We start from the raw sequence: 26,993 nt of genomic DNA, 5'->3' as shown, positions 1-26,993 counted from the left end.
AGTGCTCGAGTCCACAACTTTCGATGAGCTTCGCATCGGCCTGGCGACCGCAGACCACATCCGCGCGTGGTCCTACGGCGAGGTCAAGAAGCCCGAAACCATCAACTACCGCACCCTCAAGCCCGAGAAGGACGGCCTCTTCGGAGAGCAGATCTTCGGACCGTCCCGCGACTGGGAGTGCGCCTGCGGAAAGTACAAGCGCGTCCGCTTCAAGGGCATCGTCTGCGAGCGCTGCGGCGTGGAGGTCACCAAGTCCTCCGTCCGTCGTGAGCGCATGGGCCACATCGAGCTCGCCGCGCCCGTCACCCACATCTGGTACTTCAAGGGTGTGCCCTCGCGTCTGGGCTACCTGCTCGACATGGCGCCGAAGGACCTCGAGAAGGTCATCTACTTCGCCGCGTACATGGTGATCTCGGTCGACGAGGATGCTCGTCACCGCGACCTGGGCACGCAGGAGAACAACATCCGCCTCGAGATCAAGACGCTCGGCGACCGCCGTGACGCCAAGATCGCCGAGCGCCTCGCGCGCCTCGAGGAGGAGCTGGCCGCTCTCGAGTCCGAGGGTGCGAAGGCCGACGCCAAGAAGAAGGTCAAGGACGCCGCCGAGAAGGAGATGTCGCTCATCCGCAAGGGTGCAGACGACGCGATCGCCAAGCTCGAGCGCGTGTGGGAGGACTTCCGCACGCTCGAGGTCGGCGCGCTCCGCCCCGAGGACGACGTCTTCCACGAGCTGCAGGACCGCTTCGGTCAGTACTTCGAGGCCCACATGGGCGCCGAGTCAATCAAGCGCCGCCTGGAGTCGTTCGACCTGGCCGCCGAGGCCGAGAACCTGCGCCTGCAGATCTCGGAGGGCAAGGGCCAGCGCAAGATCCGTGCGATCAAGCGCCTCAAGGTCGTCAGCTCGTTCCTCGAGACCGGCATGAGCCCGGCCGCGATGGTCCTCGACGTGGTGCCGGTGATCCCGCCGGAGCTGCGTCCGATGGTGCAGCTCGACGGTGGCCGCTTCGCGACCTCCGACCTGAACGACCTGTACCGCCGCGTGATCAACCGCAACAACCGTCTGCGTCGTCTGATCGACCTCGGTGCTCCTGAGATCATCGTCAACAACGAGAAGCGGATGCTGCAGGAGGCCGTCGACGCACTGTTCGACAACGGCCGCCGTGGTCGCCCCGTCACCGGTACCGGCAACCGCGCCCTGAAGTCGCTCAGCGACATGCTCAAGGGCAAGCAGGGTCGTTTCCGTCAGAACCTGCTCGGAAAGCGCGTCGACTACTCGGGCCGTTCGGTCATCGTCGTCGGCCCGCAGCTGAAGCTGCACCAGTGCGGTCTGCCCAAGCAGATGGCGCTCGAGCTCTTCAAGCCGTTCGTGATCAAGCGCCTGATCGACCTCGGTCACTCGCAGAACATCAAGGCCGCCAAGCGCGCCGTCGAGCGCACCCGTCCCGAGGTCTGGGACGTGCTCGAGGAGATCATCCGCGAGCGCCCGGTGCTGCTGAACCGCGCCCCCACCCTGCACCGCCTGGGCATCCAGGCCTTCGAGCCTCAGCTCGTCGAGGGCAAGGCCATCCAGCTGCACCCGCTCGTCTGCGCGGCGTTCAACGCCGACTTCGACGGCGACCAGATGGCCGTGCACCTGCCGCTGTCGGTCGAGGCCCAGGCCGAGGCCCGCGTGCTGATGCTCGCCTCGAACAACATCCTCAAGCCGTCGGACGGCCGTCCGGTCACCCTGCCCTCGCAGGACATGATCATCGGTCTGCACCACCTGACCACGGTCAAGGAGGGCGCTGCCGGTGAGGGTCGTGCGTTCGGGTCGGTCTCCGAGGCGATCCTGGCGAAGGACGAGGGCTCCCTCGACCTGCAGGCCAAGGTCCGCATCCGCATCCCCGGCCTGACGTTCCTCGAGGGCGAAGCGCCCGAGGGCTACGAGCGTCACGGTCTCGTGGACGCCTCGCTGGGTCAGGCGATCTTCAACGACGCGCTGCCGAAGGGCTACCCCTTCGTGCGCGAGCAGGCCGACAAGGGCAAGCTGTCGCAGATCGTCAACAAGCTGGCCGAGGAGTACCCCAAGGTCGAGACGGCGGCGACGCTGGACCGCATCAAGGACGCCGGCTTCTACTGGGCCACGCGCTCGGGTGTGACCGTCGCGCTGAGCGACATCCTCACCCCGCCGAACAAGGCGGAGATCGTCGCGGGCTACGAGAAGCAGGCCGCGAAGGTCCAGTCGCAGTACGAGAAGGGCCTCACCACCGACGCCGAGCGTCGTCAGGAGCTCATCAAGATCTGGACCGAGGCGACCGACGAGGTGCAGGCCGCGATGAAGGCGCACTTCCCCGAGGACAACACCATCAACCGCATGGTGTCGTCGGGTGCCCGTGGTAACTGGCTGCAGATCCGGAACATCGCCGGTATGCGCGGTCTGGTGAACAACCCCAAGGGTGAGATCATCCCGCGTCCGATCATCTCCTCGTACCGCGAGGGTCTGTCGGTGGCGGAGTACTTCATCGCCACGCACGGTACCCGTAAGGGTCTCGCCGACACCGCTCTGCGTACCGCCGACTCGGGTTACCTGACCCGTCGTCTGGTGGACGTCTCGCAGGACGTCATCATCCGCGAAGAGGACTGCGGCACGTCGAAGGGCCTCGAGCTCCCGATCGCCGCTCCGAACTCGCAGGGCGAGCTGGTGCGCGACGCGAACGTCGAGAACTCGGTGTTCGCCCGTACGCTGGCGTCCGACGCGGTCAACGCGGCGGGCGAGGTCCTGGCCGCGGCCGGCGACGACGTGGGCGACGTGCTCATCGACAAGCTGGTCGCCGCGGGCGTCGAGACCATCAAGGTCCGTTCGGTCCTGACCTGCGACTCCGCCGTCGGCGTGTGCGCGCAGTGCTACGGCCGTTCGCTCGCGACCGGCAAGACCGTCGACATCGGCGAGGCCGTCGGCATCATCGCGGCCCAGTCGATCGGTGAGCCCGGTACCCAGCTGACGATGCGTACCTTCCACACGGGTGGTTCGGCATCGGCGGATGACATCACGCAGGGTCTGCCCCGTGTGCAGGAGCTCTTCGAGGCGCGTACCCCCAAGGGCGCGTCGCCGATCGCCGAGGCCGATGGCCGCATCACGATCGACGAGACCGAGAAGGCCAAGAAGGTCATCCTCACGCCCGACAACGGCGACGAGGCAGTGGTCTACCCGGTGCTGAAGCGCGCGACCCTCCTCGTCGAGGACGGCCAGCACGTCACGGTCGGTCAGCCCCTGCAGGTCGGCACGCTCGACCCCAAGGAGGTCATGCGCGTCATGGGTGCCCGCGAGGTGCAGAAGTACCTCGTCGGCGGCGTCCAGGGCGTCTACCGCTCGCAGGGTGTGCCGATCCACGACAAGCACATCGAGGTCATCGTCCGCCAGATGCTCCGCAAGGTGACGGTCGTCGACCACGGTGAGACGACCCTGCTGCCGGGTGAGATGGTCGATCTGAAGCGTTACCAGCAGATCAACCGCGAGGCCGTGGGCGAGAGCAAGCGTCCCGCGTCCGGCCGCCCCGAGCTGATGGGTATCACGAAGGCGTCGCTCGCGACCGAGTCGTGGCTGTCGGCCGCGTCCTTCCAGGAGACGACCCGCGTGCTCACGCAGGCCGCCATGGAGGGCAAGCGCGACCCGCTGGTCGGTCTCAAGGAGAACGTCATCATCGGAAAGCTCATCCCCGCCGGAACCGGTCTCTCGAAGTACCGCAACGTCACGGTCGAGGCGACCGAGGAAGCCAAGAGCGAGCGCTACCCGAACCGGATCTTCGCATCCGACGGCGCGTACTCCGACGGCGACTTCGGCTACGTCGACTTCGACGCGTTCTCGACGGACGACATCACCCCCGGCACGTACAACTGAGTGACGGCGCCTCCGCGGAGGTGACGATGTGAACGAAGGCCCCGGGCTCCTGCCCGGGGCCTTCGTCGTATCCGCGCGGCGCGATAGTGTCGGCGGGTGAGCACTGAGACTTCCCCGGCGTCGGCCGTCGTCATCGGAGACGCGCTGATCGACGAGATCCGCGACGCATCCGGCATCCGTGAACTGGTGGGCGGCGCGGCGCTGAACGTCGCCGTCGGTCTGCGCCGCCTGGGTGTGCCGACGACCCTCATCGCCATGGTCGGCGACGACGAGGCCGGCGACCACATCCGCGAGTACCTCGACGACCACGGCGTGCGTCTGATCGCGGGGGAGGCCCCGCACGGCTCCTCGCGCGCGATCGTCGAGCGTTCGGCCTCGGGCGAACCGCAGTACGTCTTCAACGAGGCGGCGCAGAACCGGAGCATCCGTTACTCCGACGAAGCCCGCCGGGCCATCGCCGAGGCCGCGCTGGTGGCGGTCAGCTGCTTCCCCTTCGACGAGGCCGACGAGGTCGCTGCCCTCGCAGAGGCCGTGGCGGGTTCTCGTCTGGCGATCGACCCGAACCCTCGAGCGGGGATGCTGCGCGACCGCGAGGCGTTCGTGCACGGCTTCGAGCGCATCGCCGCGTCGGCTGCGCTCGTGAAGGTCGGGGCCGACGATGCGACGCTGCTCTACGACGGCGACCTCGACGCACTGCGCTCGCGCCTGCGCGACTCCGGTGTGGCGGCGGTGCTCGCGACGGCCGGGGCCGACGGCGCCGTGATCGAGACGGATGCCGGCATTGCCGCCGCCCCGATCTCGCAGCTGCCCGGGCGCATCGTCGACACGGTCGGCGCGGGCGATGCGACCCTCGCTGCGGTCGCCGCAGGGCTCGTGTCGGCACCTCCGCAGGGGCCCGACGACTGGCGCGCGCTGCTCGTGCGGGCGATGGACGTGGCCGCCGCCACCTGCCGATCAGAGGGCGGCCTGCTGCGCACGCCCGAGTCGCTGGCGGAGTCGGAACGCGGCGTCTTCGGCAGCTGATGGCTCGATTTCATCTGCCCGCCCTCGGCGGGTATGATGGATTCTCGTGCCCCCGGTTGGCTGTCCAAGTCGGGCGGGTGCGCTCTGGCGAGTTACCCAAGTGGCCAAAGGGATCTGACTGTAAATCAGCCGTCTTCGACTTCGGGGGTTCGAATCCCTCACTCGCCACCATCGAGAAGCCCGGTCCTCCTGCGAGGTCCGGGCTTCGTCGTCACCGCAGGTGCGAGGCGCCGTTGAGGTCGAGCACGGCTCCCGACGCCCACTGCGCCTCGGGGGAGCTCAGGTAGAGGATCGCCGCGGCGACCTCCTCGGGGGTGCCCACCCGGCCGAACGGACTCTGCGCGCGAACCGCGTCGCCGTCCGGTCCGGCCAGGCGCTCCTGCTGCCGGTCCGTCGACACGAACCCCGGGGCGACGGTCGCGACCGAGATGCCGTGCGGCGCGAGTGCCACGGCCATCGACTGGCCGAAGGCGTGCAGCCCGGCTTTCGCCGCACCGTAGGCGGGGAAGTCGGGCTCGCCGCGGGTGGCGCCGCGAGAACCGACGTTGACGACGGTGCCCGGACGCTTCGCCGTGATCAGCGCGGCGGCGACGAGGTAGGTGACGTTCGCGGCGGCGAGCAGGTCGACGTCGATCATGCGCCGCCACACCCGCTGCCACCCTGCGTAGTCGATAGCGTCGATGCGGTGGAACGTCTCCGCACGCGGTGCGGTGGCGGCGTTGTTGACCAGCAGGTCGATGGTGCCGAGGGCGGTGGAGGCGGAATCGACGACGTCCTTCGCCGTCTGCGGGTCGGCGAGGTCGCCGCCCACGAGGTGGTGGCCCTCGCCCTGCAGCATCGACAGCGTCTGCGCAGCCGCATCGCGGTCTCGGCCGTAGTGCACGGCCACGCGGTCGCCGCGCGCGCTGAGGGCGATCGCGGTCGCCCGTCCGATTCCACGGGATGCCCCGGTGACGAGAGCGTGTGCCATGTGTGTGCCTCCGCGTCCAGGCTAGGCCGTCGGCTCGTGCGCCGGGTCAGCCTCGCGGCGCTCGGCCCCGGCCCCGGTGCGGACTTCCTAGACTGGAGGGATGCGACCGCTCACCGAAGCCGACGTCCGTGCCTCGTTCGTGAACGCGGATGCCGAGGACCTGCGCATCATGGAGATGCCGCACGACTTCCTTCTCGTCGACTGGGACTACCTCGACTTCTTCGCCTGGCGCGACCCGGGCGCCTCGCGCCGCGGGTACGTGCTCATCCCGCACGACGGCCGAGTGGTCGGGGTGGTGCTGCGCGCCTCGGATCCCGGGCGCAGCCGCTCGGGGATGTGCAACATCTGCCGAATCATGCAGCCCGGCAACCAGGTGACCCTCTTCTCGGCCCGTCGAGCGGGCGAGGCGGGGGAGCGGGGCAACTCGTTCGGCACCTACATGTGCGCCGATCTGTCGTGCCACGACAATGTGCGGCTGGCGCATCCCCTCGCGCCGAACGAGATCCGCGCCGCGGGCCAGGTCGACTTCCGCCTCGACGGCACACGACGGCGCATGGAGACATTCGTCTCGCACGTGTGGGAGCAGTCCTGATCGCGGATACGCTGAGGGCACCGTCCCGTGCTCGAAGGAGATGCCATGAGCGATGCCATCCTGCTGTCCGTCGATGAGGGGCTGGCCCGCCTCACACTGAATCGGCCGGAACGGCTGAACGCCTTCAACGCCGACCTCGCGCACGGATGGCGCGATGCGACCGCGGAGGCGGTCGGGCGCGACGACGTGCGGGCGGTGCTGATCGATGCCGCGGGGCCCTCGTTCTGCGCGGGAGGCGACGTGATCGACATGGCGTCGCGCGGGGGCTCCGGCGACGAGATCACGGCTCTGGCCCGGGTCATCAACGAGGGCATCCGGTCTCTCACCGAGTCGGCCGTGCCCGTGGTGGCCGCCGCGCACGGCACGACCGCCGGCGGAGGCCTCGGCATCCTGCTCAGCAGCGACTACGCGGTCGTCGGGTCGCGATCGCGACTGGGCAGCCTGTACGCGAACATCGGCCTGACCCCCGATCTCTCCGTCTCCGCGCAGCTCGCGCAGGCCGTCGGCCAGCGCCGTGCGCTCCAGCTCGTGTTGCAGGATCGTCTGCTCTCGGCCGACGAGGCCGTGGAGTGGGGACTCGTCGCCCAGCAGGTCGCCGGAGCGGATGCCGAGACCGAGCGGGCGGCCGTGCGCGCGCGAGCCGAGGAGGTGGCGCGCTTCTGGCTGCAGGGCGCGGCCGAGGCCTACGGGCGCGCGAAGCAGCTCGTGCGCACGCGCCCCGAGCGCACCTTCGTCGAGCAGCTGGAGGTCGAGGCGCAGACGATCGGTGCATCGCTCGAGACCCCCGATGCGCAAGCCCGCATCGCCGCGTTCGCGGCGGGGTCGACGCGGCGAGCGGACTGACTCGTCCTCCACAGCGTTCGTTCTCTGCGCGTTCCTCCTCTGGCGGGTGTGCGGCCGCGCGGCGAGCGGCTCGCATGGCAGGATGAGGGCATCGCCGCCGAACGAGAGGATCGTCATGTCCCAGCCGGAGACCGTGGCCAGCGAGAAGAAGAACACATCCCTGCTGATACGGGGTACGATCTGGATCGCGATCGGCGCACTGATCGCCGCCGCGCTCGTGTGCGTCGTGTGGGTGCTGATCGGTGACCAGGACGGACTGATCGGACGCGCGTTCCTCACGATCGTCCTCTTCGCCGCGTTCGCCGGCATCGCGATCCTCGAGGCGAGCCTCGCGCCGAAGCGCCCGGACTGGCTCGCCCTGACGAGCATGGTGACGTGGATCCTCGCGCTCATCGTCGGAGCGTTCAAGATCTGGCTTCCCGAGCAGGGCTACTACTTCGACGGTGCCGGACGCTTCTTCCAGCTGCTGCTGGTGGTCGGCATCCTGCAGCTCGCCCTGCTGCACGTGCGGCTGTTCACCCCGGCGGCGTACCGCCATCCGAGCACCTTCAACCGAGTGATCCACATCGTCACGGTGGTGCTGCTCGGCGCGCTCGTGGGGATGCTCGTGTTCTACCTCACGTTCCCCGACAACTTCGACTACCCCGAGCTGTACTGGCGCATCGTCACCGCCCTCACGATCCTCGCCGCGGTGGGCACCACGCTCGTGCCCCTGCTGAACGCGCTGTTCGCCCCGAAGAAGCCCGCCGCGGCGGCTCCGCACGCCGGCGCCCCGCTGGCCTGGCCGACGTACGCCGACGGCGTGACCCCGCTCCCCGCGCTGCCCGACGGATCGCCCGACTGGAACGCGTACTACACGGGGCAGCCCACGCCATTCCCCGCCCAGGCCGCCCTCCCGGCGGTACCGGCGGCCGCGTTCCCCGTCGCGCCCGAGCCGCCCGCTCCCGCCACGGCCTACATGGATCCGCAACACGCCGTGGCGCAGCCGGCACCCGCGCAGCCCACGTGGCCGCAGCAGCCCCCGATGGCGCAGCAGCCGCCGCAGCAGTCGTCGTCGTCTCGGACCGTGCCGCCACGCCCCGAGGCTCCCGTGCACCACGAGCCCGCTCCGTCGACGGAGCCGAGGCCCGGTGAGCCCGGGGCATTCCCGCCGCCGCCCGCTCCGCTGCCCCCGCGATGAGCGCGGACACCCCCCGCGCCCTTCGCGACCTCGCGGTCGAGGTGGCGCGCGAGGCGGGCGAGCTGGCACGACGGCGCCGCCGCGAGGGCGTGCGTCTCGCGGCCACCAAAAGCTCCCTCGCCGACATCGTCACCGAGGCCGACCGCGAGGTCGAGGCGCTCATCCGCCGTCGACTGTCGGAGGAGCGTCCACGCGACGGCTTCCTGGGGGAGGAGTCCGACGCCTCCTCGGGCGAAAGCGGCATCACCTGGGTGGTCGACCCGATCGACGGAACGGTGAACTACGCCGCGGGCATCCCCGCCTACAACGTCAGCATCGCCGCCGTGCGCGGGGGAGTGGATCCGGCGACGTGGGAGCATCTCGCGGGTGCCGTGTTCGCCCCGGCCCTCGAGGAGATGTTCTCGGCGTCGGCGGGCGAAGGGGCGTGGCTCGACGGCGTCCGTCTCGAGGTGTCGCCGCAGAACGAGGCCGGCGCGCTGCTCGCCACCGGGTTCGGTTACGACCCGGCGACCCACGATGGCGACATCGCCACCGTGCGGCGGGTCATGCCGATCGCGCGTGACCTGCGACGCATGGGCGCGGCTGCGCTCGACCTCGCCTACGTGGCGGCCGGTCGGCTCGACGGCTACTTCGAGTGCGGGCTCAAGCCCTGGGACTTCGCTGCCGGCGCGCTGCTGGTTCGTGAGGCCGGCGGCACCGTCTCACGGACCGACGTCGACACCTCGCGCCCGCTGCTGGTGGCCGGCGCCCCGGCGTTGCACGACGCGATCCTGGCGAGGATCGTCCAAAGTTGAAGAACTCATGGCTTTCCCAGCCGCTGCAGGGTAGGGTTTATCCGATCGTTACTTTCACCACCCGAAGGTGGGAGAACAGACGAGCCCCCCGAGCTTGACGTACGACCCCGAGAGAATCGTTTTGCCCTTCGAGAATCCCCAGGCTGACTCCGCGCCCACGCGCCGCTCCAGCCGACTCCGCACTGCGGCCGTCGAGGCCCCCGCGGCGGGAGCGACGACGCACGCGACAGCATCCTCGTCCGAGCCCTCCGCCTCGCCGACCTCCCGTCGAGCCGCACGCGAGCGACTCATCGCCGCCGCCCTCGCCACCTCGATGACCCCGCCGGCCGTTGCGCCGAGCGAAGACGTCGTCGACGAGATCGAGAACGTCGGCGTCCTCGAGACGCCCAGCCCCGAGCCGGCCGACGTCCCCGACGCAGAGACCGCTGCGCCGGTCGACGCCCCCGCCGGGGCGGAGAGCAGCCTCGTCGACGCGTTCGAGCAGGCATGCGCCGCGCTGCGCGGATCGGCGTTCGGCCCCGCCGCGACCTCGACCGATGAGCGGGCCGCTGAGGCATCCGCCCCGACCGACGCCGCTGCGTCCCCCGCCGCTGCCGATGAGGCCGCCGCCTCGAAGCCGCACGTCGTCCGTCGCCGCACGCGCCTCCGCAAGGTCGTCACTCTCGGCGCGACCGTCGGAGTCATGGGGATCGCCGGCCTCCTCGCCGTGTCGATGACCCTCCCCGCCGAGGCCGTCGCCGCCGTTCAGGGCACCACCACGGCGTCGACGTCGCTGGTCGCGGCAGACACGAAGAAGTCCGCCGCCGACGACGAGATCCAAGCCTTCGTCACCTCGTCCGATGTGAAGAACGAGACTCTCACCCGGTCCGACGCCTTCAGCACCATCTCGATGATCGACGTCGCCGCCGAGCAGGGCATCAACTACTCCAACGAGATCTTCACCAACGACCCCGAGGCCGCCATCCAGTGGCCGTTCCTTGTGGGTGTGGGCATGAGCTACGGCTACGGCATGCGCAGCGGCCGTCTGCACGAGGGCATCGACTTCGTGCCCGGCAACGGCGCACCCGTCCAGGCGATCGCTGACGGAACGGTGCGTATTGCCACCGAGCAGGGTGGCGCCTACGGTGTCACCGTCTACATCGATCACGTGATCGACGGCGAGGTCATCACGAGCCACTACGCGCACATGCAGTACGGCTCGCTGCAGGTGCAGACCGGCGACAAGGTCACGGTCGGCACCGTCATCGGGAAGACCGGCAACACCGGCCGCTCCTACGGCGCGCACATGCACTTCGAGCTCATCGTCAACGGTTCGACCATCGACCCGATGCCGTGGCTCAAGGCGAACGCCGGTCGATACGAGTATTGACCGACTCGATTTCATGAGGACGCCACAGTGATGGTATTCTCGTGTGGTTGCCCCGCGAGGGGCAGCACGCCCCGATAGCTCAGTGGCAGAGCACTTCCATGGTAAGGAAGGGGTCGTCAGTTCAATCCTGACTCGGGGCTCGCAGCAACCGCCTGCAGAACGCGGATGCGTCGCGGCAGGGTAGCTCAGCTGGTCAGAGCGCACGACTCATAATCGTGAGGTCGCGGGTTCAAGCCCCGCTCCTGCTACAGAATGAAACCCCCGGTTCCCCGGGGGTTTTGTCATATCCGGGTGGCTGCTCGGAAGCGCCGTGGCGGAGGCTGTGCCGGTTTTGTGCCGGTAAGGCGTCGGCGAGCACAGCTGCGCGCGCCCCGATCCTGAAGACATGCGAAGACGATGAAGCCGACTGCGCGCCCCTGAGAGGCGAGTGTCGCAATCGCGGCGTTCGCACGCCGGAGCATGTCCCGGTCCGTTTCGTAGGCCGTCAGCGCCGCTAACTCGTCGGTCAGTACAACGATGGTCGGGCTCTCCGTGGTCGCGATATGCTGCCGCGTCAGACCAGCAAGCGAACGAGCTCGTGCTTGCATTTGCTCGACTGCTTCTTCCAGGAGTGCGACAGATCGCTGAGCATCGTCCGCGGCTCGAGTGAGCATCTCACGCCCCATCGCAAGCTCCATGCCGCCCTTGCGATCAATGCCCCAGACCTCGACGAATTCATCACGGATCGGCTGTGCGAGACCGAGAAGCAGTCCCCAGACCAGGGATGTCTTGCCGCTCCCTGATGCCCCTGCGACGAGCGTGTGTGGACCAAGAGGAAGTCGCCGTTCAGATCCGTCCTCGGCCAGTCCCCTCGGCACGCTGTGGCCATCCCAGGGGGCGCCGAGCGGGAACCAGAAGGATTCTGCGAGGGGAACGGTGTAGTCAATCCGCATCACAAGCGCGTCGAGACGATCGCCTTCGACTGAGGCCCGGATAGCACCGAACGCCTGGGCAATGTGCTCGGATGCCGAGACCAGGTCCTCCTTCACGAGGCCTGGAGGAAGGTGGACACGGAAGAGACAGGTCCACCCTTCCCAGACAGGCACGTTAAGTCCCGCAACGATGACACCGCCATCTAGTCCGCGAACTTCGAGCCGAAGACTCCTCGCCAGCGCCGTCCAAGAACTGAGGATCCCGTCGGAAACGCTCGCCTTCCAACGCTTCGAGAAGTACGCGTCAACATCCCTGCCCTTCCTTCGCGTACGGGGTGACGGAGAGCCCCTCGAAGAACACCGGCCGGAACGGAAGCCCCTGCGCCTCCGGCGGTGCCGACGGCTCAGTGATGCTCGAGATCTTCACCGTTACTTCGTTCTGCCCCTTACGTGCGTCGGGGTCGGCGTCGATTACGCGGACCTGCCACAGAGGGTGCCCCGTGTTCTTGTCCAGATCCTGGCCCTGACGTTCCCCGTCGTCAGACCACTTCACGACCGGCTCGATCTCTCCGACCATGAACGCGCCACGAGGGAAGTACGCCTCGCAGCTCACCGGGATCGCTGTCTGGAGTGCCATTTGGTCCTCCTAGACCTCATCGAGGTGCTGGAACTCAAGATCAGCCTGGAGACGAGGAACCTGCATGCCGCCCGGATCCCCAGCCACAGCGACGTCGAGCCCGGATTGGCGGCCAGCATCTCCGCCGCACACAAGCTCGCGTCTGCCTCGAAGGACCTGCGCAGCGCGCTGAGCGCATATGCGCATCGCATCCACGTGCCGCGTCCAAAGGCCGCTGTCATCGCCGGGGCCCTAGACACGAACGCGCAAGGGCTGGCGCGGAGGTACAACGAACGTACACAGCAGGCGATTGAGGCACTCATTGCCGGAAGCGCCGACGCTGAAACACTACGCTCAGCCTTCCCGTCGCTCACACAGCCGAGGCCGAGCGAGTGGCAAGCGGTGTCCGCGGCCATGTATCTACCGCTCCACCACAGGTGTCCTCGACAGCACGAATGAGCGCAGGTCTGTGAGAACTTTCCTTACTCGTTCAAGCCCGGCCTCCGGCCGGACGGGTCCGACTTGCGGTGCGTCCGCCACTCGCTGCGCTGCGGTCCGGGCGCTCCTCAGCCGACACCGTCATCGACTGCCTTAGACTCTCCCCGTGCCCAACTCCGATCTGCGCGCACTGGCCGCCGCATTCTCCCCAGCAGTGTTCAAGGCACTGGCTAAGGCAGAAATCGGCGTTGCTGCCGAGCGGGTGTCTCGGTTGCTCGCAAGGGACGAGTCAACTTCGACGTTGCTCGCCGATGCGTTTGAGGCAGCACACGCGCGCCTTCTCTCCAGCTATCCGAGTGAGTACGCGTTCAAGAACGAAATCGTCTCGAAGATCATTGTCGGTAAGCACTCGCCATCCACAGCCTCGGCCCTACTCGAGCAGCCGATGGGTTCATCGGTCGCCGATCTCCTGATACTCAACGGAACTTCAACTGTTTACGAGGTGAAGACCGACCTAGATTCCTTTGCGCGGCTACCCGCGCAACTCGCGGACTACAGTCGTCACGCCGAATACGTATACGTTGTCGTTTCCGAGCGAAGGGTGGAGTCGGCGGAGCGCCTCGTCCCAGGAACGGTCGGGCTTCTAGCACTCCGTCGACGCGGCTCCTTGTCTGTCGTTCGCCCCGCCTCATCGAACCTTGCAAGTCTGCACCACGCCGACCTCTTCCGTCTTCTGCGAACGAGCGAAGCAAAATCGCTCATCTTCAAGCAGACGGGGCATAGGTCAGTCGCGGCCCCTGGTTTTGCACGCGATGAGATGTATGAGATCTTCGCCACGCTTCCTTGTGAGCAAGCGCACACGGCGACTATCGAAGAACTCAAGGGACGCAGTGTCAGCGCTCGACGGCTGGTGACGAGCAGCGCTTTCCCGCCAAGCCTTCGGGCGCTGGCATATGGAAGTGAGCTTTCGGCGATCGGCGCGGCACGTGTTGAGCAACGGTTGACTTTGCCGGTGGAAGCTGTGCTCGCCGCGATTTGACGCGGAGACTCAGCTAGGCCATCATGAGGCCAATCGAGCGATGGAGCCCCTATGTACTTTCCGTACCTTTACAGCCGTCAGGCGGAACTCAACGCGATCTCTGACGTCTCTTCCATTTTCGGCTCCCCGCAGCGCATCGTCCCACTCATCGAGCCGGTTGAGCCAGCCGCAAAACTCATTGCCACTCTTTCCGACCTTAAGTCGAAAGCGCTGGCCGCCTACGTCATCGTGAATCCACACCAGGGCAAGCTTTCGAAGGCGACTGCCGAAGCCGCGTGGCAGAGCGACTTCGCCGCAACACTCGCCGACCCGGTGGTCTACCCCACGTTCAAGGAGACGGCAACTACGACCCTCAAGGACATCGCGGGTTTCGTCGCCACATACCCAGGTCGCAAGATCGGAATCGTGTTGGCAACAAGCAAGTTCGCACCTGGGGATCTTTCGACGGCCCTTTCCGGTTCGGACTACACTGTCTTCTTTCTGGCGACTGCGAGTTCTGCCAACTATCTCGCCGCGCTCGGGGCCAACCGAACAGTCGACGTGAGTGACAATTTCCGCAGCGAAGCCCGGAACAAGGACTACTCTGGCGAGGAGTGGCTCGGAAACAATCACACCTCATGGAGCGCGGCGGGTCGCCGAGGCTTCTCCGATTTCACCATGCTTCCCGGGGCCTTCAAGGATGGAGGCGGGCCGGTCGGAGCTATCGCGATTCACCTGACGTTTGAGCTCGGTTCCGATCTGTGGATTCAGCACTTTGTGTCTGCAACTGATGAGCAGACCGATCCCCAAGCGACCAAATTCCGAGAAGTTCTGAGTGATATTCAGCGCCAGCGCACGGCGACACCCTCTCGTTTTGAACTGTCTCCCGGACTCACTAGCTACGAAACGCAACGTGCGTCCGGCAACTATACGAACCTTTCCGGAAACAAGCGTCAGCAGGTCTCGCATCACCTGTATACCGTCGCGAAGCATCTAGGGCTTTAGATTCAGATCCTTGGTTGGTAGGTTGTAGCCGGTAGCGATCGCGTATTCGCACAATCCGAGTTTGCAGATATGTCGGCGCGCCTAGCTCGACTACAGCACCCGCGGACTAGACTCCCGGTGACTCCGTCACGCGAAGCACCCAAGGGCCGGGAGTCTAGTCCGCGGGTGCAAAGACGAAACCCCGGCGATGTGACGGGAGTCAGGGATCGTTCCGGGGTCTTCGCATATAAGCATACGGATTCTCTTTCTGATGTCAACCTAGAGGGATCGCAGCATGCCGGAGCCACTTGATCGCTCGAGACTTCTACCGCTGCTGACTGCCGAGAGGCTCGACTCCTATCTCAGGGTGTCTAGCAGTGTCGACGACGCGATCCGGCTGTACGAGTGGAACATGGCCGCGGCGGCCAGCGTCATGGAACTCACCGGGATCGTCGAAGTCGTGGTCCGGAATGCGCTTGATCGAGAGCTCCAGCAGTGGGTGAAAACCAAGCACCCCGGGAGCGCTTGGTTCGACAGAGTGCCGTTGGACCCACAGGGGCGCGCTGATGTTGTTAAAGCCCGAAGCCGTGCAACCCAGAAGGGTCGCCGTGCCGAAGTGCACGGCAGAGTGATCGCCGAACTAACGTTGGGATTCTGGCGGTACCTCGTGGAGTCTCGCTACCTCACCTCACTCTGGATCCCCGCGACTCACAGTGCGTTCCCGCATGGGGCTCGGGATCTGCGGCAGCGCCAACGCGAGGTTAAGTCGAGCCTCCAGCAACTTCACTTTGTGCGGAACAGAGCGGCCCACCACGAACCGATCCATAGCCGCGATCTGGCAGGGGACTTTGCACGTGCCCTCGAATTGCTCGGCTGGGTATCCGCTGACGCTGCGGAGTGGGCGCGGACAACCAGTTCACTTCCCGAGGTCATCAGACGGAAACCTTGAGGGTACCGGTTTTGTGCCGGTAGCTCCGCTGAAACTACCTTCAACCAGCCGTGACCAGAGATGACACCATCCGCGGAATCGCGCGGCAATCGGCGACCAACCGGCACCTACCAGCCCACCGCATGTAACTCATAATCGTGAGGTCGCGGGTTCAAGCCCCGCTCCTGCTACAGAATGAAACCCCCGGTCTCCCGGGGGTTTTGTCGTATCTGCCTGGGGCGCCCGGTCTGCACGCACCGGCCGCAGCACTCATCCCCGGTCGTCGGCCCGGGGCTCCTCGGCCTCCGGGGCATCCGCCGGGCTTTCGCCCGTACGCGGCCGACTGAGGATCAGGATGCGACGGAGGTGCATCGCCGCCAGCACGCCGGGGCCCATCGTGCGTCCAGCCGCACGGGTCGTCTCGTCGACGGCCTCGACGAGCCTGCGCACGGCACGGGCCGCGTGTGCGCGTGCACGATGCGCCTCGGCGGACTCCCGGTCGTCGACGACCAGAGCGTCCGCGACGGCGTGACAGGCAGCGGCGAGCGGCTCGGGAAGCGCGGGATCGAGGTCGATCGCGCCGGGGCGGTCCCAGATCGTGTCGGCGAGCGTCTCGGAGATGTCGCGGATCTGCTGCGAGATCCGGTCGAGCGCCTCGAGCTGCGCATGCGCGTCGTCGGTCGACGGCCGCCGCCGCCACGCCCGCGGATTGCCGCGCAGGCTCTCGTCGGCCTCGACCAGCGCGGCGCGCACCGAGCGCGAGGTCTCGGCGAGCGAGACGGCGTCGTCGGCCCACTGCTGTCGCTCCGGGGGCCACGAGTCGGTCACGGCGTCGCCGATGTCGTGCAGATGCGCGGAGAGGCGCGCGCGGAAGCTCTCCAGCTGCGCCGCCGCCTGCGCGGTCAGTGGAGCCGGCGCGATCGCGACGTTGACGATGAGTCCGATCACGACGCCCACAGACATCTGCGACAGATATCCGAGGGAGTAGTCGTCGGCGTTCTGCCCGCCGATGATGAGCACGAACAGCGCCGCCATCGGCACGTACTCGCGGCCGACCCCGAACCATCCGGTGCCCGAGACGAGCACGCCCAACGCGACGACGAGGGGGATCGACCACCAGGTCGGGCCGACGGTCAGGACGATGATGCTGGCGAGTCCGATACCGGCCGCCAGCCCCAGCACGGTCTGCAGGCTCGACTTCGCGGATCCCATGAGGGTGGGATACATGCTCACCAGCGCTCCGAGCGGCGCGTAGTACGGGTACTCGTCGACGACGCCGGGCATGTGCGGCGCGATGGTCCACGCGAGTCCCACGGCGATCGCGGTCTTTGCGACGAGCAGCAGTCGTGCGGGTCCCACCGCCGCACGCACCCCGGAGCTGAGGGAGGGGAGGATTCGACGCATCAGCGGTGGCGGAACCCGGGCTCGCGCCGCGCCCTCTCGACCCTCATCGGGCGTGCCCTTCGGCGAGGAAGGCGAGACGGTTGAGGGTCTCCGCGTTCCGAAACTTCAGCATGGGAGCCGCCAGGAAGCCGGGCACCAGCGTCGCCGGCCCCTTCACGGGTTCCTCGTCGATGCGCACCATCGAGCCTTCTCCCCACGGCCGCACGCGCAATGTGACGCGCGCCTCGCCGATCGGCCACCCCTTCGCGCGGATGACCATGCGACGCGGCGGGTCCCACACCTCCACGAGCGTGCTGTCGTTGAGCAGCGCGGGCCACACACCCACCGAATGATGCAGCTTCGAGCCCTCCTGGGGCCACGTCGCCTCGACGTCGCGCATGCGCGACGCGCCCACCACCCACGAGGGGTAGAGCCATCCGTTCTCGAGCACCGTGAAGACGTCTGCGGGGCGGCAGTCCATGGTTCGCACGTTCTTGGCCATGCGTCCCATCGTGCGGGGAGGGCATCGCGCACCCCAGGGGCTTGACGAACGGCGGGTCGGGCGTCAGAGGCCCGACCCGCCCGAAGCGCGCTTCAGAGCGCTCGGAGGCCCTCGACGAGCGGCGTGGTCGGCCGCCCGATTAGGCGGGACAGCGTTCCGTCGCTGTCGGCGAGGGCGCCGCCGGCGATACCGGCGTCGAGCGCCACGACGAAGCCGGCGGTGCCCTCGTCCAGCCCGGCCTCGGCGAGCAGGGCGAGGTGCTCGTCCGCCGTGACGCGGCGGTACTCGACCGGAGAGCCGACGACCTCGGAGACGGCGGCCGCGAGCTCGTCGTAGTTCCAGGCCACGTCGCCGCCGAGCTCGTACACCTGTCCGATGTGTCCGTCTTCGCGCAGCACGACGGCGGCGGCCTCTGCGAAGTCGCGTCGGCTCGCCGAGGCGACGCGACCGTCGCCCACGCTGGCCGCGAACGCGCCAGTCGCGCGTGCCTGCTCGACGGTGCCGGCGTAGTTCTCGGTGTACCAGTTGTTGCGCAGGATGACCGCGGGCACTCCCGACGCCGCGATGAGCTCCTCCGTCGCCTTGTGCTCGGGGGCGAGCACCAGATCGCTGGTCGTCGCTTTCGGGGCGCTCGTGTAGACGAGCTTGGTCACGCCGGCGGCGGCCGCGGCGTCGATGACCGCACGGTGCTGGTCGACCCGACGGCCGACCTCGGACCCCGAGACGAGGAGCACGCTGTCGATGCCGTGCAGCGCATCCGCGATCGTCTCGGGTCGGTCGTAGTCGACGACGACCGCGCGCACCCCGCGGTCGACGAGATCGGATGCCCGTGCGAGGTCGCGCACGCCGGCGACGACGTCGTCGGGGGAGGCGCCGCGGGCGAGGAGGCTGTCGATGACGAGGCGACCGAGATGTCCGGTCGCGCCGGTGACGAGGATGGCCATGGGGTTCCTTTCGTAGGGATGACAGCATCCGTAACCGCGCGGCATCGCGATACCTTCCGGCTCGGGGGTACCCACTTTGAAGTAAGGTACCCACATGGTCGTCAGTTATGCGCAGATCCGCGAAAGTGCGCCGTCCATCTTCGAGCAGGGATGCAGTACCCGCGTCGTGCTCGACCACATCATGAGCAAATGGGGCGTGCTGGTGCTCTCCTCCCTGTCGGACGGCACGCGCCGCTGGGGTGAACTGCGCCGCGAGGTCGATGGCATCAGCGAGAAGATGCTCGCGTCGACGCTGCGCACGCTCGCCGACGACGGCTTGGTGCACCGCGAGGCCTACCCGTCGGTCCCGCCGCACGTGGAGTACAGCCTCACCCCGCTCGGGCGCGATCTGATGGAGCGCATGCTCCCTCTCATGGCGTGGGTGGCCGAGCACTCCGACGATATGCTCGGCCGTCACTGAGACCTGCGGAATCCGTCGTCTGAGATAGATAGGGAAGCGGAATCAGTGGCGAACAGAAAGTCATTGACGCGATAACCGCGATAGCCCTACTGTCTGAGCATGGCAGCAACGACGCCCATCCACTGGGAAAGGCCGGACGGCAAGGGACTGGCGGCGGGGACCCTGGGGCTCTGGGGATCGACCGTCATCGGTCTGGCATCCACCGCGCCCGTGTACTCGCTCGTGGCGACGCTCGGCTTCGTCGTGCTGGCGGTGGGCGCGCAGGCCCCGATCGCGTTCATCATCGCCTTCGTGCCGATGCTGCTCATCGCCTTCGCTTACCGCGAGCTGAACAATGCGGTGCCCGACTGCGGCACCACCTTCACGTGGGGGACCAAGGCGTTCGGCCCCTGGGTGGGCTGGATGGGCGGGTGGGGCGTCGCGGTCGCCGGCATGGTCGTGCTCGCGAACCTCGCGCAGATCGCCTCGGTCTACTTCTGGTCGCTGATCGGCCAGGATCTCGCGAACGACGACTGGCGCGTCGTCGTGGTCGCCGTCGCCTTCATCGCCGCTATGACCTGGGTCAGCTGGCGCGGCGTCGAGATCGGCGAGCGCATCCAGAACATCCTGCTGGCGATCCAGTACCTGGCGCTGGCGATCTTCGTCGTCGCCGCACTCTGGCAGTTCTTCACCGGCACCGCCCCGAACCCCACGCCGTTCGACATCGCATGGCTCAACCCGTTCGGCTTCTCCGACTGGTCGGGCTTCACCGAGGCCATCCTGCTCGCGCTGTTCATCTACTGGGGCTGGGACACCTGTCTCGCGCTCAACGAGGAGACGAAGGATCCGCAGCGCATCCCGGGTCGCGCCGCCCTCCTCACCACGGTCATCCTCCTCTTCACCTACGTCGGGGTCACCATCGCCGCGATGATGTACGCCGGCCTCGGCGAGGACGGGACGGGGCTCGGCAACGAGGCGAACGCCGACGACTTCTTCCTGGCGATCAAAGACGGCCTGCTCGGACCCTTCGGGTGGGTGCTGGTGGTGTCGGTGATCATCTCGGCCATCTCGTCGACGCAGACGACCATCCTGCCGACTGCCCGCGGCACGCTCGCCATGGGCGTGTACCGGGCCCTGCCCGCCCGGTTCAAGCAGGTGCATCCCGTCTACCGCACGCCCTCGTTCTCGACCATCGTGATGGGCGTCGTCGCGTCGCTCTACTACGTCGGCATGACGCTCATCAGCGACAACATCCTGCAGGACTCCATCCTGTCCCTGGGCCTCGCGATCGCCTTCTACTACGCCATCACCGGGTTCGCGTGCGTCTGGTACTTCCGCGCCGACATCTTCCGCTCGGCGCGGGACTTCTTCTTCAAGGGGCTCTTCCCCCTCGTCGGGGGCCTGCTGTTGACCGGCGCCTTCGTGCAGTCGGCGATCGACATGTACGACGTGGACTACGGCTACACGGTGCTCTTCGGCATCGGCGGCACGTTCGTGATCGGCATCGGCTCGCTCGCGATCGGTCTCGTGCTGATGGTGCTCTGGTACCTCTTCCCGCGGTCGAAGCGGTTCTTCCGCGGCGAGAGCCTCAACCGCGACACGCAGGTCATGGTGCCGGACGAGCCGTCGGCGACGATCCGATCGATCGACGGCGGCATCTGACGCGCACGTCGGCCGACAGCGGTGTCCTAGGCTGGCTGTCGTGCGCATCCGGCTCGACATCGCCTACGACGGCACGCATTTCCGCGGCTGGGCTCGACAGCCGGCGCTGCGCACGGTGCAGGGGACGATCGAGGATGCCCTGGCGCGCATCGTCGGCTCCGAGACGCGGCTCGTCGTCGCCGGCCGCACGGATGCCGGTGTTCATGCCTCCGGCCAGGTCGCCCATGTCGACCTCGACGAGGCCCAGTGGGAACGGGTCGCCTCGCGCCACGGTCGCGTCGCCGCCGATCCCGCCGCCTCTCTCGCGGGGCGCATCCGCGGGGTGCTCGGCGCCTACCCCGACGTGACCGTGCACCGCAGCGCGCTCGCCGCCGAGGGATTCGACGCCCGCTTCTCGGCCGTGTGGCGACGCTATCGCTATCGTCTCGCCGACGACGTCGCCGGGTTCGATCCGCTCCGACGGCTCGACACCACCGCGATCCGGGGGCGGCTCGACGTCGACGCCATGGATGCCGCGGCCCGCACCCTCATCGGTCTTCACGACTTCGCCGCCTACTGCAAGCCGCGCGAGGAGGCCACGACCATCCGCACGCTCCTCGACTACCGCTGGACGCGCGACGACGACGGGGTGCTCGTGGCCGAAGTGAAGGCCGACGCCTTCTGCCACAGCATGGTGCGAGCACTGGTGGGGGCGTGCGCAGCGGTCGGCGAGGGGCGTCTCGACGTCGCTGATCTCGTCGTGCTGCGCGACGCGCTCACCCGCACGAGCGAGTTCAAGGTGCTCGCCGCCCGCGGACTCACGCTGACCGAGGTCGGGTATCCCGCCGACGATCTCTTGGCGGCCCGGGCGGAGCAGACTCGCGCTCGCCGCGACCGCGAGGACTCGGACGCATGACCGCGCGCATCGTCGAGGTGTCATCGCCGGGGTGGACGTTCTGGCGGGCCTGTCTCGATACGGGCATCGGCCTGATCGTCGGCTCGCTGTACGCGTTCGTCGGCATCCTGATCATCGCGATCGTGGGGGAGGAGGCGCTGGGCGCTCTCTACCGCGAGGTCGATCTCGACCCGGTCTTCCGAGCGGGGATGGGAGTGATCGTCGCAGTGTGCGCGGCCCTCGCCCTCATCGTGCCGCCGGTCTTCGTCGCGGAGCGTTTCGCGGCGTTCCGCGCCGTCGAGCGTGCAGCGCTCGCGGACCCCGACGGCATCCCGCCGCGACAGCTCCGACAGGCGCTCGCCAAAGCGCCGGCGGCGCAGCTCGAGTCGATGGGGGCGATCACGTCGTGGTGCCTCGGAGGGCTCGGCGCCCTCTTCCTCATCGCTCTGCTCGCGACCGATCTGCGTGATGACCCGGTCGCCTGGTCGGCCTTCGGGGTGATGGTCGCCCTGACCGTCGTCTACGGCGCCGTGGCTTCGCTCGGTCACCGGCTCCGTCGTCGGAGCGAGGAGCGGGTGACGACTCAGCACGAGCGCTGGGCGCGACTCTCCCCGCTGGTCGATGAGGCGGATGCCCGCCGGCGCGACGCAGCCCCTGCCTCCGACCTCCCGCGCGCCCTCACCGTACCGAACGCCCGCGTGAGCGGCCGCATCGTCTTCTTCGCCGTCGTCGCCCTGGTCGTCTCGCTCGGAGCGTTCATCGTGTCGGTGTACATCCGGCAGCAGTGCCGTGACTGCGACCCCGTGTACTACGACGAGCCGATCGAGCGCGGGATCGACGTCCTGAGCCTGGCCAGCGGCATCGCTCTCGCCTGCTGCGCGACCGTGGGTGTCGTCCTCTGGGTCGCCAGTGTCGTCCTGCTGCGCGTGCGGGAGCGAGTGCTGGCGCAGTGGGCCCGGGACGCTGCTCCTCACCGCGTCGACCTCGACGCGGTGACGCCGGTCATCACGGGGGCGCGGGCGCTCGTCCGCGTGCACCGGGCTGCCGCGGCGGTCGGTGCCGCGGCGACGGTGATCGCGCTCGCGGCGCTCGCGGCGGAATCGACGCTCCTCGACGCCGACGCTCTGCTCTGGACGACGGTGATCCTCCTCCCTGCCGGATTCGCGGTCGGGCTCATGGACGCGGCGTCGCGGCGTCGCGAGCGCCAGGCCGTGCGCGACACGTGTGCGCCCGGCGACGTCCCGCACCCCGTGGGGCATGGAGGCGGCTCCCGAACCAAGAAGCCGCGGTCGGGAAAGCGCGCTCAGCGCGCCCGCCCCTAGCCCACCCGCCTAGCCCACCCACGGCGGGCGACGCAACCCGGAGTCGGCGCACAGCCCATCGGAGTAGCGTGACCCGGGTCATGAAGGTCATCTCGTACAACCTCCGCAAGCACCGCGCCGCGGGCGAGCTCGCCGAGCTCGTCGCCGAGCACGATCCCGACATCCTGTGCCTGCAGGAGTGCGACGTGGTGCACCTGCCCGAGCGCATCGACGGGCTCGCACTCGCCGACGCGACGCAGGGCAATCGGCTCGGGCTCGCGCTGTACTACCGCGCGAGCAGCTTCCGCGTGCGGGAGATGCGAGCGATCGGGCTGAAGAAGTCGCTGCACGACCGCATGCTCAAACCCGCGCACGAGCGCGTTCTCGGTGCGCGCCTGACCGACATCGACGAGGGCCGCGACCTCATCGTCGCCTCGTTCCATGCGGCCCCGCTCACCGCCCTCAACTCGCTGCGCCGGCACCAGATCCGCGCCGCGCTGACGGCCCTCGCCGAGCTCGGCGACGGACTGCCCCAGCTGATGGTGGGCGACTACAACTACCCGGTGTTCAAGGAGAATCTCGGTCAGGCCGTGCGCGAGCAGGGGTACGCGTTGACGCTCAGCGACGACCACACCTACACGCGCTACCGCGTCTTCCGCGGGCACTACGACTTCGCGACGTCCGTCGGGTTCGACATCGATCGCATCACCACCCTTCCGCAGCGCAGCAGCGACCACCGGCCGATCCTCGTCTCGGTTCGCCCGCACTGACCGGCGCGGGGGAGCGGCGGGCGCCCGGTTTGGAGACGCGGCGCCCGTGGCGTATGCTGTCTCTTTGGTGCCTGTCCCGTCTCGACGCGCGGGCGCCGTCCGAACGTGAGCCCTCCACTGGCGTGTTCCTCCCTCTCGGGAAGAACCACCCCGGAGTGGGATTCACGAACTCCTCCGTTCGACACAAGAAAGCAGCACTATCGTGACGCGCACTTACACCCCGAAGGCCGGCGAGGTCCAGCGTGACTGGGTCGTCATCGACGCCACCGACGTCGTTCTCGGCCGTCTCGCCTCGCACGCGGCAACGCTCCTGCGTGGCAAGCACAAGCCCACCTTCGCCAACCACATCGACTCGGGTGACTTCGTCATCATCGTGAACGCCGACAAGGTCGCGCTCACGGGTCAGAAGCTCCAGAAGAAGATCGCCTACCGCCACTCGGGTTACCCGGGCGGGCTGAAGGCCGTCAACTACGCCGAGCTGCTCGAGAAGAACCCGGTCCGTGCTGTCGAGAAGGCCATCCGTGGCATGCTCCCCAAGAACAGCCTCGGCCGTCAGCAGCTGTCCAAGCTCAAGGTGTACGTCGGTGCCGAGCACCCGCACGCCGCGCAGCAGCCCCAGCCGTACACCCTCGACCAGGTCGCCCAGTAAGCGCCGTACAGACTTAAGGACATACTCGTGGCTGACATCCAGGACACCACTCCCCAGAACTACTCGACGTCGACCCCCGAGACCGACGCGGCCGAGGCGGCTCCTCGCCCCGTGCTCAGCGTCCCGGGTGCCGCTGTCGGCCGCCGCAAGCAGGCCATCGCCCGCGTGCGTCTGGTCCCCGGCTCCGGCACGATCACGGTCAACGGCCGCACGATCGAGGACTACTTCCCGAACAAGCTGCACCAGCAGCTGATCAACGACCCGTTCACGGTCCTCAACCTCGCCGGCGGCTACGACGTCATCGCGCGCATCTCGGGTGGTGGCCCCTCGGGCCAGGCCGGCGCGCTGCGTCTCGGCATCGCTCGTGCCCTCAACGGCATCGACGCGGAGAACAACCGTCCGACCCTGAAGAAGGCGGGCTTCCTGTCCCGTGACGCTCGCGTCAAGGAGCGCAAGAAGGCCGGTCTCAAGAAGGCCCGCAAGGCGCCTCAGTACTCGAAGCGTTAAGGTCCACTGCTCCGATGCCGATCTTTGGCACGGACGGCGTGCGAGGACTCGCCAATGGCATCCTCACCGCCGACCTGGCGCTCACCCTGGCCCAGGCGACTGCTGTCGTCCTGGGCCAGGGCCGTACTGCGGAGACACGCAAGGCCGAGGGCAAGCGTCTCACCGCAGTCGTGGCTCGAGACCCGCGCGTCTCCGGTCACTTCCTCACCGCTGCCGTCGCGGCCGGTCTGGCGTCGTCGGGTGTCGATGTGCTCGAGGCGGGAGTCATCCCGACCCCGGCGCTCGCCTTCCTCGTCGGCGACCGTGACGCCGACTTCGGCGTGATGATCTCGGCGTCGCACAACGCAGCCCCCGACAACGGCATCAAGATTTTCGCGCGCGGCGGCGTCAAACTGCCCGACGTGGTCGAGCAGCGCATCGAAGCGGCGATGGACGGCGACAAGCTGCGCCCGACGGGCGAGGGCGTTGGTCGCATCGACCGATTCTCGGATGCCGAGGACCGGTATGTCGTGCACCTGTTGGGCTCTCTCCCGCACCGTCTCGACGGCATCAAGGTCGTGCTCGACTGCGCCCACGGCGCGGCATCCGGTGTCTCGCCCGAGACCTTCCGTGACGCGGGGGCCGAGGTGACCGTGATCGGTGCGGACCCCGATGGCCTGAACATCAACGACGGCGTCGGTTCGACGCACCTCGACAACCTCGCAGAGGCGGTGGTGCGTCTCGGTGCCGACATCGGCATCGCGCACGACGGCGATGCCGACCGCTGCCTCGCCGTCGATGCCGACGGCAATGTCATCGACGGCGATCAGATCATGGCGATCCTCGCGGTCTCGATGAAGGAGCGCGGACGCCTCACCGACGACACCCTGGTGGCGACGGTGATGAGCAATCTCGGTCTGCACGTCGCGATGCGCGAGCACGGCATCACCGTGCGCCAGACCGCGGTGGGCGACCGCTACGTGCTGGAGGACATGAACGCCGGCGGCTTCGCGCTGGGCGGCGAGCAGTCGGGCCACGTCATCATGAGCGAGTACGCGACGACCGGTGACGGTCTGTTGACCGGACTCCACCTCGTGGCCGAGATGGCGCGGCAGAAGAAGTCGATCGCCGAGCTCGCGTCGATCATGACGGTGTACCCGCAGGTCCTGGTGAACGTGCGGGGCGTCGACAAGGACCGCGTGGCCGACGACGATGCCGTGCAGGCTGCCGTGCGCGAGGTCGAGACCGAACTCGGCGACACCGGTCGGGTACTGCTGCGCAAGTCGGGTACCGAACCGCTCGTCCGCGTGATGGTCGAGGCCGCGGACGCGGAGTCGGCTCAGTCGTACGCCGATCGGCTCTCCGACGTGGTGCGCGAACGCCTCTCGCTCTGACTGATCCGTCGCCCCGATCCCGTCGTCCGACGCCGTCATCCCTCCGGATGAGCGCGCGGGGCGACGGGATCGGGCGTATCCCGGCGATGCCGCCTCACTCTCGTCGCTCGCCGAGCTGCTCGATGTACCGCAGCAGCACACCCTCCCTCAGCGCCCACGGCGACACCTCGAGCTCGTCGACGCGCAGCGCGGTCATGGCGGCGTGCAGCGCCACCGCGGCGGCGACGATCTGGAACGTGCGGTCGGGTGTGATTCCGGGGAGCTCCTGCCGTGCGGAGGCGGGGAGTCGGGCGAGCCGGGGGATCCACGACCCGAGTTCGGCGCGGGGCAGCAGCATCCGCTCCGAGCCGGACCACCCGGGAGCCGGGTAGCCCACCAGCCGCGCGAGCGAGCGGATGGCCTTGGACGACCCCGCCACGTGGTCGGGACGCCGCAGCGCGGCGAAACGGGGGAGGACCGGCTCCAGGGTCGCCATGGCATGCGCCCGGAGGCGCTCCACATCGTCTTCGCCCGGCGGATCGTTCGGCAGGAACTCGACGGTCATGCGCCCGGCGCCGAGCGGGACGGATGCCGCGGCATCCGGCAGTTCCTCGCCTCCGGCGGCGATCTCGAGCGACCCGCCGCCGATGTCGAGCAGCAGGATCTGCCCCGCCGACCATCCCAGCCACCGTCGGACGGCCAGGAAGGTCAGCTCCGCCTCGGTCTCCCCGGAGAGCACCTGCAGTGGTTGACCGAGCGCCTCCTCGATGCGCCGGATCACCTCGGGGCCGTTGGTCGCTTCCCGGACGGCGCTGGTGGCGGTCGCGAGCAGGGCATCGACCCGCTGCTCCTCGGCGACCCGCCGTGCCTGGGCGACGGCGGTCTCGAGCGCCCGGACGCCGTCCTCGGCGATGGCTCCGTCGGGCGTGAGGTAGCGCATGAGCCGGAGCACGGTCCGGTCGCTCGTCGTGGCGAGCGGGCGACCCCCGGGGCGCACGTCGGCGGCGAGCATGTGGACGGTGTTCGAACCGATGTCGAGGACTCCCAGGCGCACGGATCGAGACTAC

At 68.2% G+C, this 26,993-nt stretch carries 26 protein-coding genes and 3 tRNA genes; 22 read left to right on the top strand and 7 right to left on the bottom strand.

The window, feature by feature from the left end; translation table 11 throughout:
- Position 1: 1 nt before the first annotated feature.
- From rpoC to AC3A3J_RS14175, 3 genes are all read left to right on the top strand, one after another.
- Positions 2-3,877 carry a DNA-directed RNA polymerase subunit beta' gene (gene rpoC / locus AC3A3J_RS14185; RefSeq protein ID WP_487672879.1) on the top strand — a complete coding sequence of 1,292 codons (3,876 nt, stop codon included), beginning with the start codon at positions 2-4 and terminating at the stop codon, positions 3,875-3,877.
- Positions 3,878-3,973: 96 nt separating this feature from the next.
- The gene (locus tag AC3A3J_RS14180) at positions 3,974-4,900 is read left to right on the top strand and encodes a PfkB family carbohydrate kinase (RefSeq protein ID WP_487672878.1); all 927 of its coding nucleotides are present in this window, start codon (positions 3,974-3,976) and stop codon (positions 4,898-4,900) included.
- An 86-nt stretch (positions 4,901-4,986) separates the two neighbouring features.
- Positions 4,987-5,071, top strand: a tRNA-Tyr gene (locus AC3A3J_RS14175).
- 40 nt (positions 5,072-5,111) lie between these two features.
- Here AC3A3J_RS14175 and AC3A3J_RS14170 read toward each other — a convergent pair.
- Entirely contained in the window at positions 5,112-5,870 is a 759-nt protein-coding gene (locus AC3A3J_RS14170) for an SDR family NAD(P)-dependent oxidoreductase (protein ID WP_487672877.1), read from the bottom strand.
- Between the two features lie 100 nt (positions 5,871-5,970).
- Between AC3A3J_RS14170 and AC3A3J_RS14165 the strand changes: the two genes are divergently transcribed.
- The 7 genes from AC3A3J_RS14165 (at position 5,971) to AC3A3J_RS14135 (ending at position 10,896) form a co-directional block, all read left to right on the top strand.
- Positions 5,971-6,462, top strand: a complete 492-nt coding sequence (locus AC3A3J_RS14165; RefSeq protein WP_487672876.1) for an FBP domain-containing protein — start codon at positions 5,971-5,973, stop codon at positions 6,460-6,462.
- A gap of 45 nt (positions 6,463-6,507) precedes the next feature.
- Positions 6,508-7,305 carry an enoyl-CoA hydratase/isomerase family protein gene (locus AC3A3J_RS14160; RefSeq protein WP_487672875.1) on the top strand — a complete coding sequence of 266 codons (798 nt, stop codon included), beginning with the start codon at positions 6,508-6,510 and terminating at the stop codon, positions 7,303-7,305.
- A gap of 115 nt (positions 7,306-7,420) precedes the next feature.
- Positions 7,421-8,485, top strand: coding sequence for a hypothetical protein (locus tag AC3A3J_RS14155; protein WP_487672874.1), 1,065 nt, complete (start codon positions 7,421-7,423; stop codon positions 8,483-8,485).
- On the top strand, positions 8,482-9,279 hold the full coding sequence (locus AC3A3J_RS14150; RefSeq protein ID WP_487672873.1) for an inositol monophosphatase family protein: 798 nt from the start codon (positions 8,482-8,484) through the stop codon (positions 9,277-9,279). Before AC3A3J_RS14155 ends, AC3A3J_RS14150 begins: the two co-directional genes overlap by 4 nt.
- 121 nt (positions 9,280-9,400) lie before the next feature.
- A complete protein-coding gene (locus AC3A3J_RS14145; protein WP_487672872.1) occupies positions 9,401-10,648 on the top strand; it encodes a M23 family metallopeptidase in 1,248 nt (415 codons plus the stop codon).
- Between the two features lie 68 nt (positions 10,649-10,716).
- A tRNA-Thr gene (locus AC3A3J_RS14140) sits at positions 10,717-10,788 on the top strand.
- Positions 10,789-10,822: 34 nt separating this feature from the next.
- A tRNA-Met gene (locus AC3A3J_RS14135) sits at positions 10,823-10,896 on the top strand.
- Positions 10,897-10,929: 33 nt separating this feature from the next.
- Here the strand turns inward: AC3A3J_RS14135 and AC3A3J_RS14130 are convergent.
- Positions 10,930-11,676 carry an FtsK/SpoIIIE domain-containing protein gene (locus AC3A3J_RS14130; protein WP_487672871.1) on the bottom strand — a complete coding sequence of 249 codons (747 nt, stop codon included), beginning with the start codon at positions 11,674-11,676 and terminating at the stop codon, positions 10,930-10,932.
- Positions 11,677-11,863: 187 nt separating this feature from the next.
- Positions 11,864-12,196: a hypothetical protein gene (locus tag AC3A3J_RS14125; RefSeq protein WP_487672870.1), complete on the bottom strand. Its 333-nt coding sequence runs from the start codon at positions 12,194-12,196 to the stop codon at positions 11,864-11,866.
- Positions 12,197-12,220: 24 nt separating this feature from the next.
- On the opposite strand from AC3A3J_RS14125, the gene AC3A3J_RS14120 reads away from it, so the two are divergent.
- The 4 genes from AC3A3J_RS14120 (at position 12,221) to AC3A3J_RS14105 (ending at position 15,564) form a co-directional block, all read left to right on the top strand.
- Positions 12,221-12,634 (top strand): hypothetical protein, encoded by a 414-nt coding sequence (locus AC3A3J_RS14120; protein WP_487672869.1) that lies wholly within the window; start codon positions 12,221-12,223, stop codon positions 12,632-12,634.
- A gap of 145 nt (positions 12,635-12,779) precedes the next feature.
- Positions 12,780-13,652: a sce7726 family protein gene (locus AC3A3J_RS14115; RefSeq protein WP_487672868.1), complete on the top strand. Its 873-nt coding sequence runs from the start codon at positions 12,780-12,782 to the stop codon at positions 13,650-13,652.
- Between the two features lie 51 nt (positions 13,653-13,703).
- Complete coding sequence (locus AC3A3J_RS14110) at positions 13,704-14,636, top strand: sce7725 family protein (protein ID WP_487672867.1); 933 nt, start codon at positions 13,704-13,706, stop codon at positions 14,634-14,636.
- A 274-nt stretch (positions 14,637-14,910) separates the two neighbouring features.
- Positions 14,911-15,564, top strand: coding sequence for a hypothetical protein (locus tag AC3A3J_RS14105; RefSeq protein ID WP_487672866.1), 654 nt, complete (start codon positions 14,911-14,913; stop codon positions 15,562-15,564).
- Positions 15,565-15,813: 249 nt separating this feature from the next.
- On the opposite strand, the gene AC3A3J_RS14100 is transcribed toward AC3A3J_RS14105, so the two are convergent.
- The 3 genes from AC3A3J_RS14100 to AC3A3J_RS14090 form a co-directional block, all read right to left on the bottom strand.
- Positions 15,814-16,947 carry an FUSC family protein gene (locus AC3A3J_RS14100; RefSeq protein WP_487672865.1) on the bottom strand — a complete coding sequence of 378 codons (1,134 nt, stop codon included), beginning with the start codon at positions 16,945-16,947 and terminating at the stop codon, positions 15,814-15,816.
- Positions 16,948-16,990: 43 nt separating this feature from the next.
- On the bottom strand, positions 16,991-17,428 hold the full coding sequence (locus AC3A3J_RS14095; protein WP_487672864.1) for an SRPBCC family protein: 438 nt from the start codon (positions 17,426-17,428) through the stop codon (positions 16,991-16,993).
- 92 nt (positions 17,429-17,520) lie between these two features.
- Positions 17,521-18,372 carry an SDR family oxidoreductase gene (locus AC3A3J_RS14090; protein WP_487672863.1) on the bottom strand — a complete coding sequence of 284 codons (852 nt, stop codon included), beginning with the start codon at positions 18,370-18,372 and terminating at the stop codon, positions 17,521-17,523.
- 94 nt (positions 18,373-18,466) lie between these two features.
- Here AC3A3J_RS14090 and AC3A3J_RS14085 point away from each other — a divergent pair, with 94 nt between their 5' ends.
- The 8 genes from AC3A3J_RS14085 to glmM all read left to right on the top strand — a co-directional run bounded on the left by AC3A3J_RS14085 (position 18,467) and on the right by glmM (position 25,947).
- Positions 18,467-18,832, top strand: a complete 366-nt coding sequence (locus AC3A3J_RS14085; RefSeq protein ID WP_487672862.1) for a winged helix-turn-helix transcriptional regulator — start codon at positions 18,467-18,469, stop codon at positions 18,830-18,832.
- A gap of 99 nt (positions 18,833-18,931) precedes the next feature.
- Positions 18,932-20,473 (top strand): APC family permease, encoded by a 1,542-nt coding sequence (locus AC3A3J_RS14080; protein WP_487672861.1) that lies wholly within the window; start codon positions 18,932-18,934, stop codon positions 20,471-20,473.
- Positions 20,474-20,513: 40 nt separating this feature from the next.
- Positions 20,514-21,368 carry a tRNA pseudouridine(38-40) synthase TruA gene (truA, locus tag AC3A3J_RS14075; protein WP_487672860.1) on the top strand — a complete coding sequence of 285 codons (855 nt, stop codon included), beginning with the start codon at positions 20,514-20,516 and terminating at the stop codon, positions 21,366-21,368.
- Positions 21,365-22,669 (top strand): hypothetical protein, encoded by a 1,305-nt coding sequence (locus AC3A3J_RS14070; RefSeq protein WP_487672859.1) that lies wholly within the window; start codon positions 21,365-21,367, stop codon positions 22,667-22,669. Before truA ends, AC3A3J_RS14070 begins: the two co-directional genes overlap by 4 nt.
- 80 nt (positions 22,670-22,749) lie before the next feature.
- Positions 22,750-23,418 (top strand): endonuclease/exonuclease/phosphatase family protein, encoded by a 669-nt coding sequence (locus AC3A3J_RS14065; RefSeq protein WP_487673124.1) that lies wholly within the window; start codon positions 22,750-22,752, stop codon positions 23,416-23,418.
- Positions 23,419-23,620: 202 nt separating this feature from the next.
- Positions 23,621-24,067 carry a 50S ribosomal protein L13 gene (rplM, locus tag AC3A3J_RS14060; RefSeq protein ID WP_259976926.1) on the top strand — a complete coding sequence of 149 codons (447 nt, stop codon included), beginning with the start codon at positions 23,621-23,623 and terminating at the stop codon, positions 24,065-24,067.
- 27 nt (positions 24,068-24,094) lie between these two features.
- Positions 24,095-24,574: a 30S ribosomal protein S9 gene (gene rpsI / locus AC3A3J_RS14055; protein WP_487672858.1), complete on the top strand. Its 480-nt coding sequence runs from the start codon at positions 24,095-24,097 to the stop codon at positions 24,572-24,574.
- A gap of 14 nt (positions 24,575-24,588) precedes the next feature.
- Positions 24,589-25,947: a phosphoglucosamine mutase gene (glmM, locus tag AC3A3J_RS14050; RefSeq protein WP_487672857.1), complete on the top strand. Its 1,359-nt coding sequence runs from the start codon at positions 24,589-24,591 to the stop codon at positions 25,945-25,947.
- A 94-nt stretch (positions 25,948-26,041) separates the two neighbouring features.
- Here the strand turns inward: glmM and AC3A3J_RS14045 are convergent, their stop codons facing one another.
- Positions 26,042-26,980, bottom strand: coding sequence for a Ppx/GppA phosphatase family protein (locus AC3A3J_RS14045; RefSeq protein ID WP_487672856.1), 939 nt, complete (start codon positions 26,978-26,980; stop codon positions 26,042-26,044).
- Positions 26,981-26,993 lie beyond the last annotated feature (13 nt).

The organism is Microbacterium sp. Soil_N32 (assembly GCF_057655505.1).
Note: the sequence above shows the minus strand (reverse complement) of the source record. Positions and strands in the feature narration are given on the sequence as shown.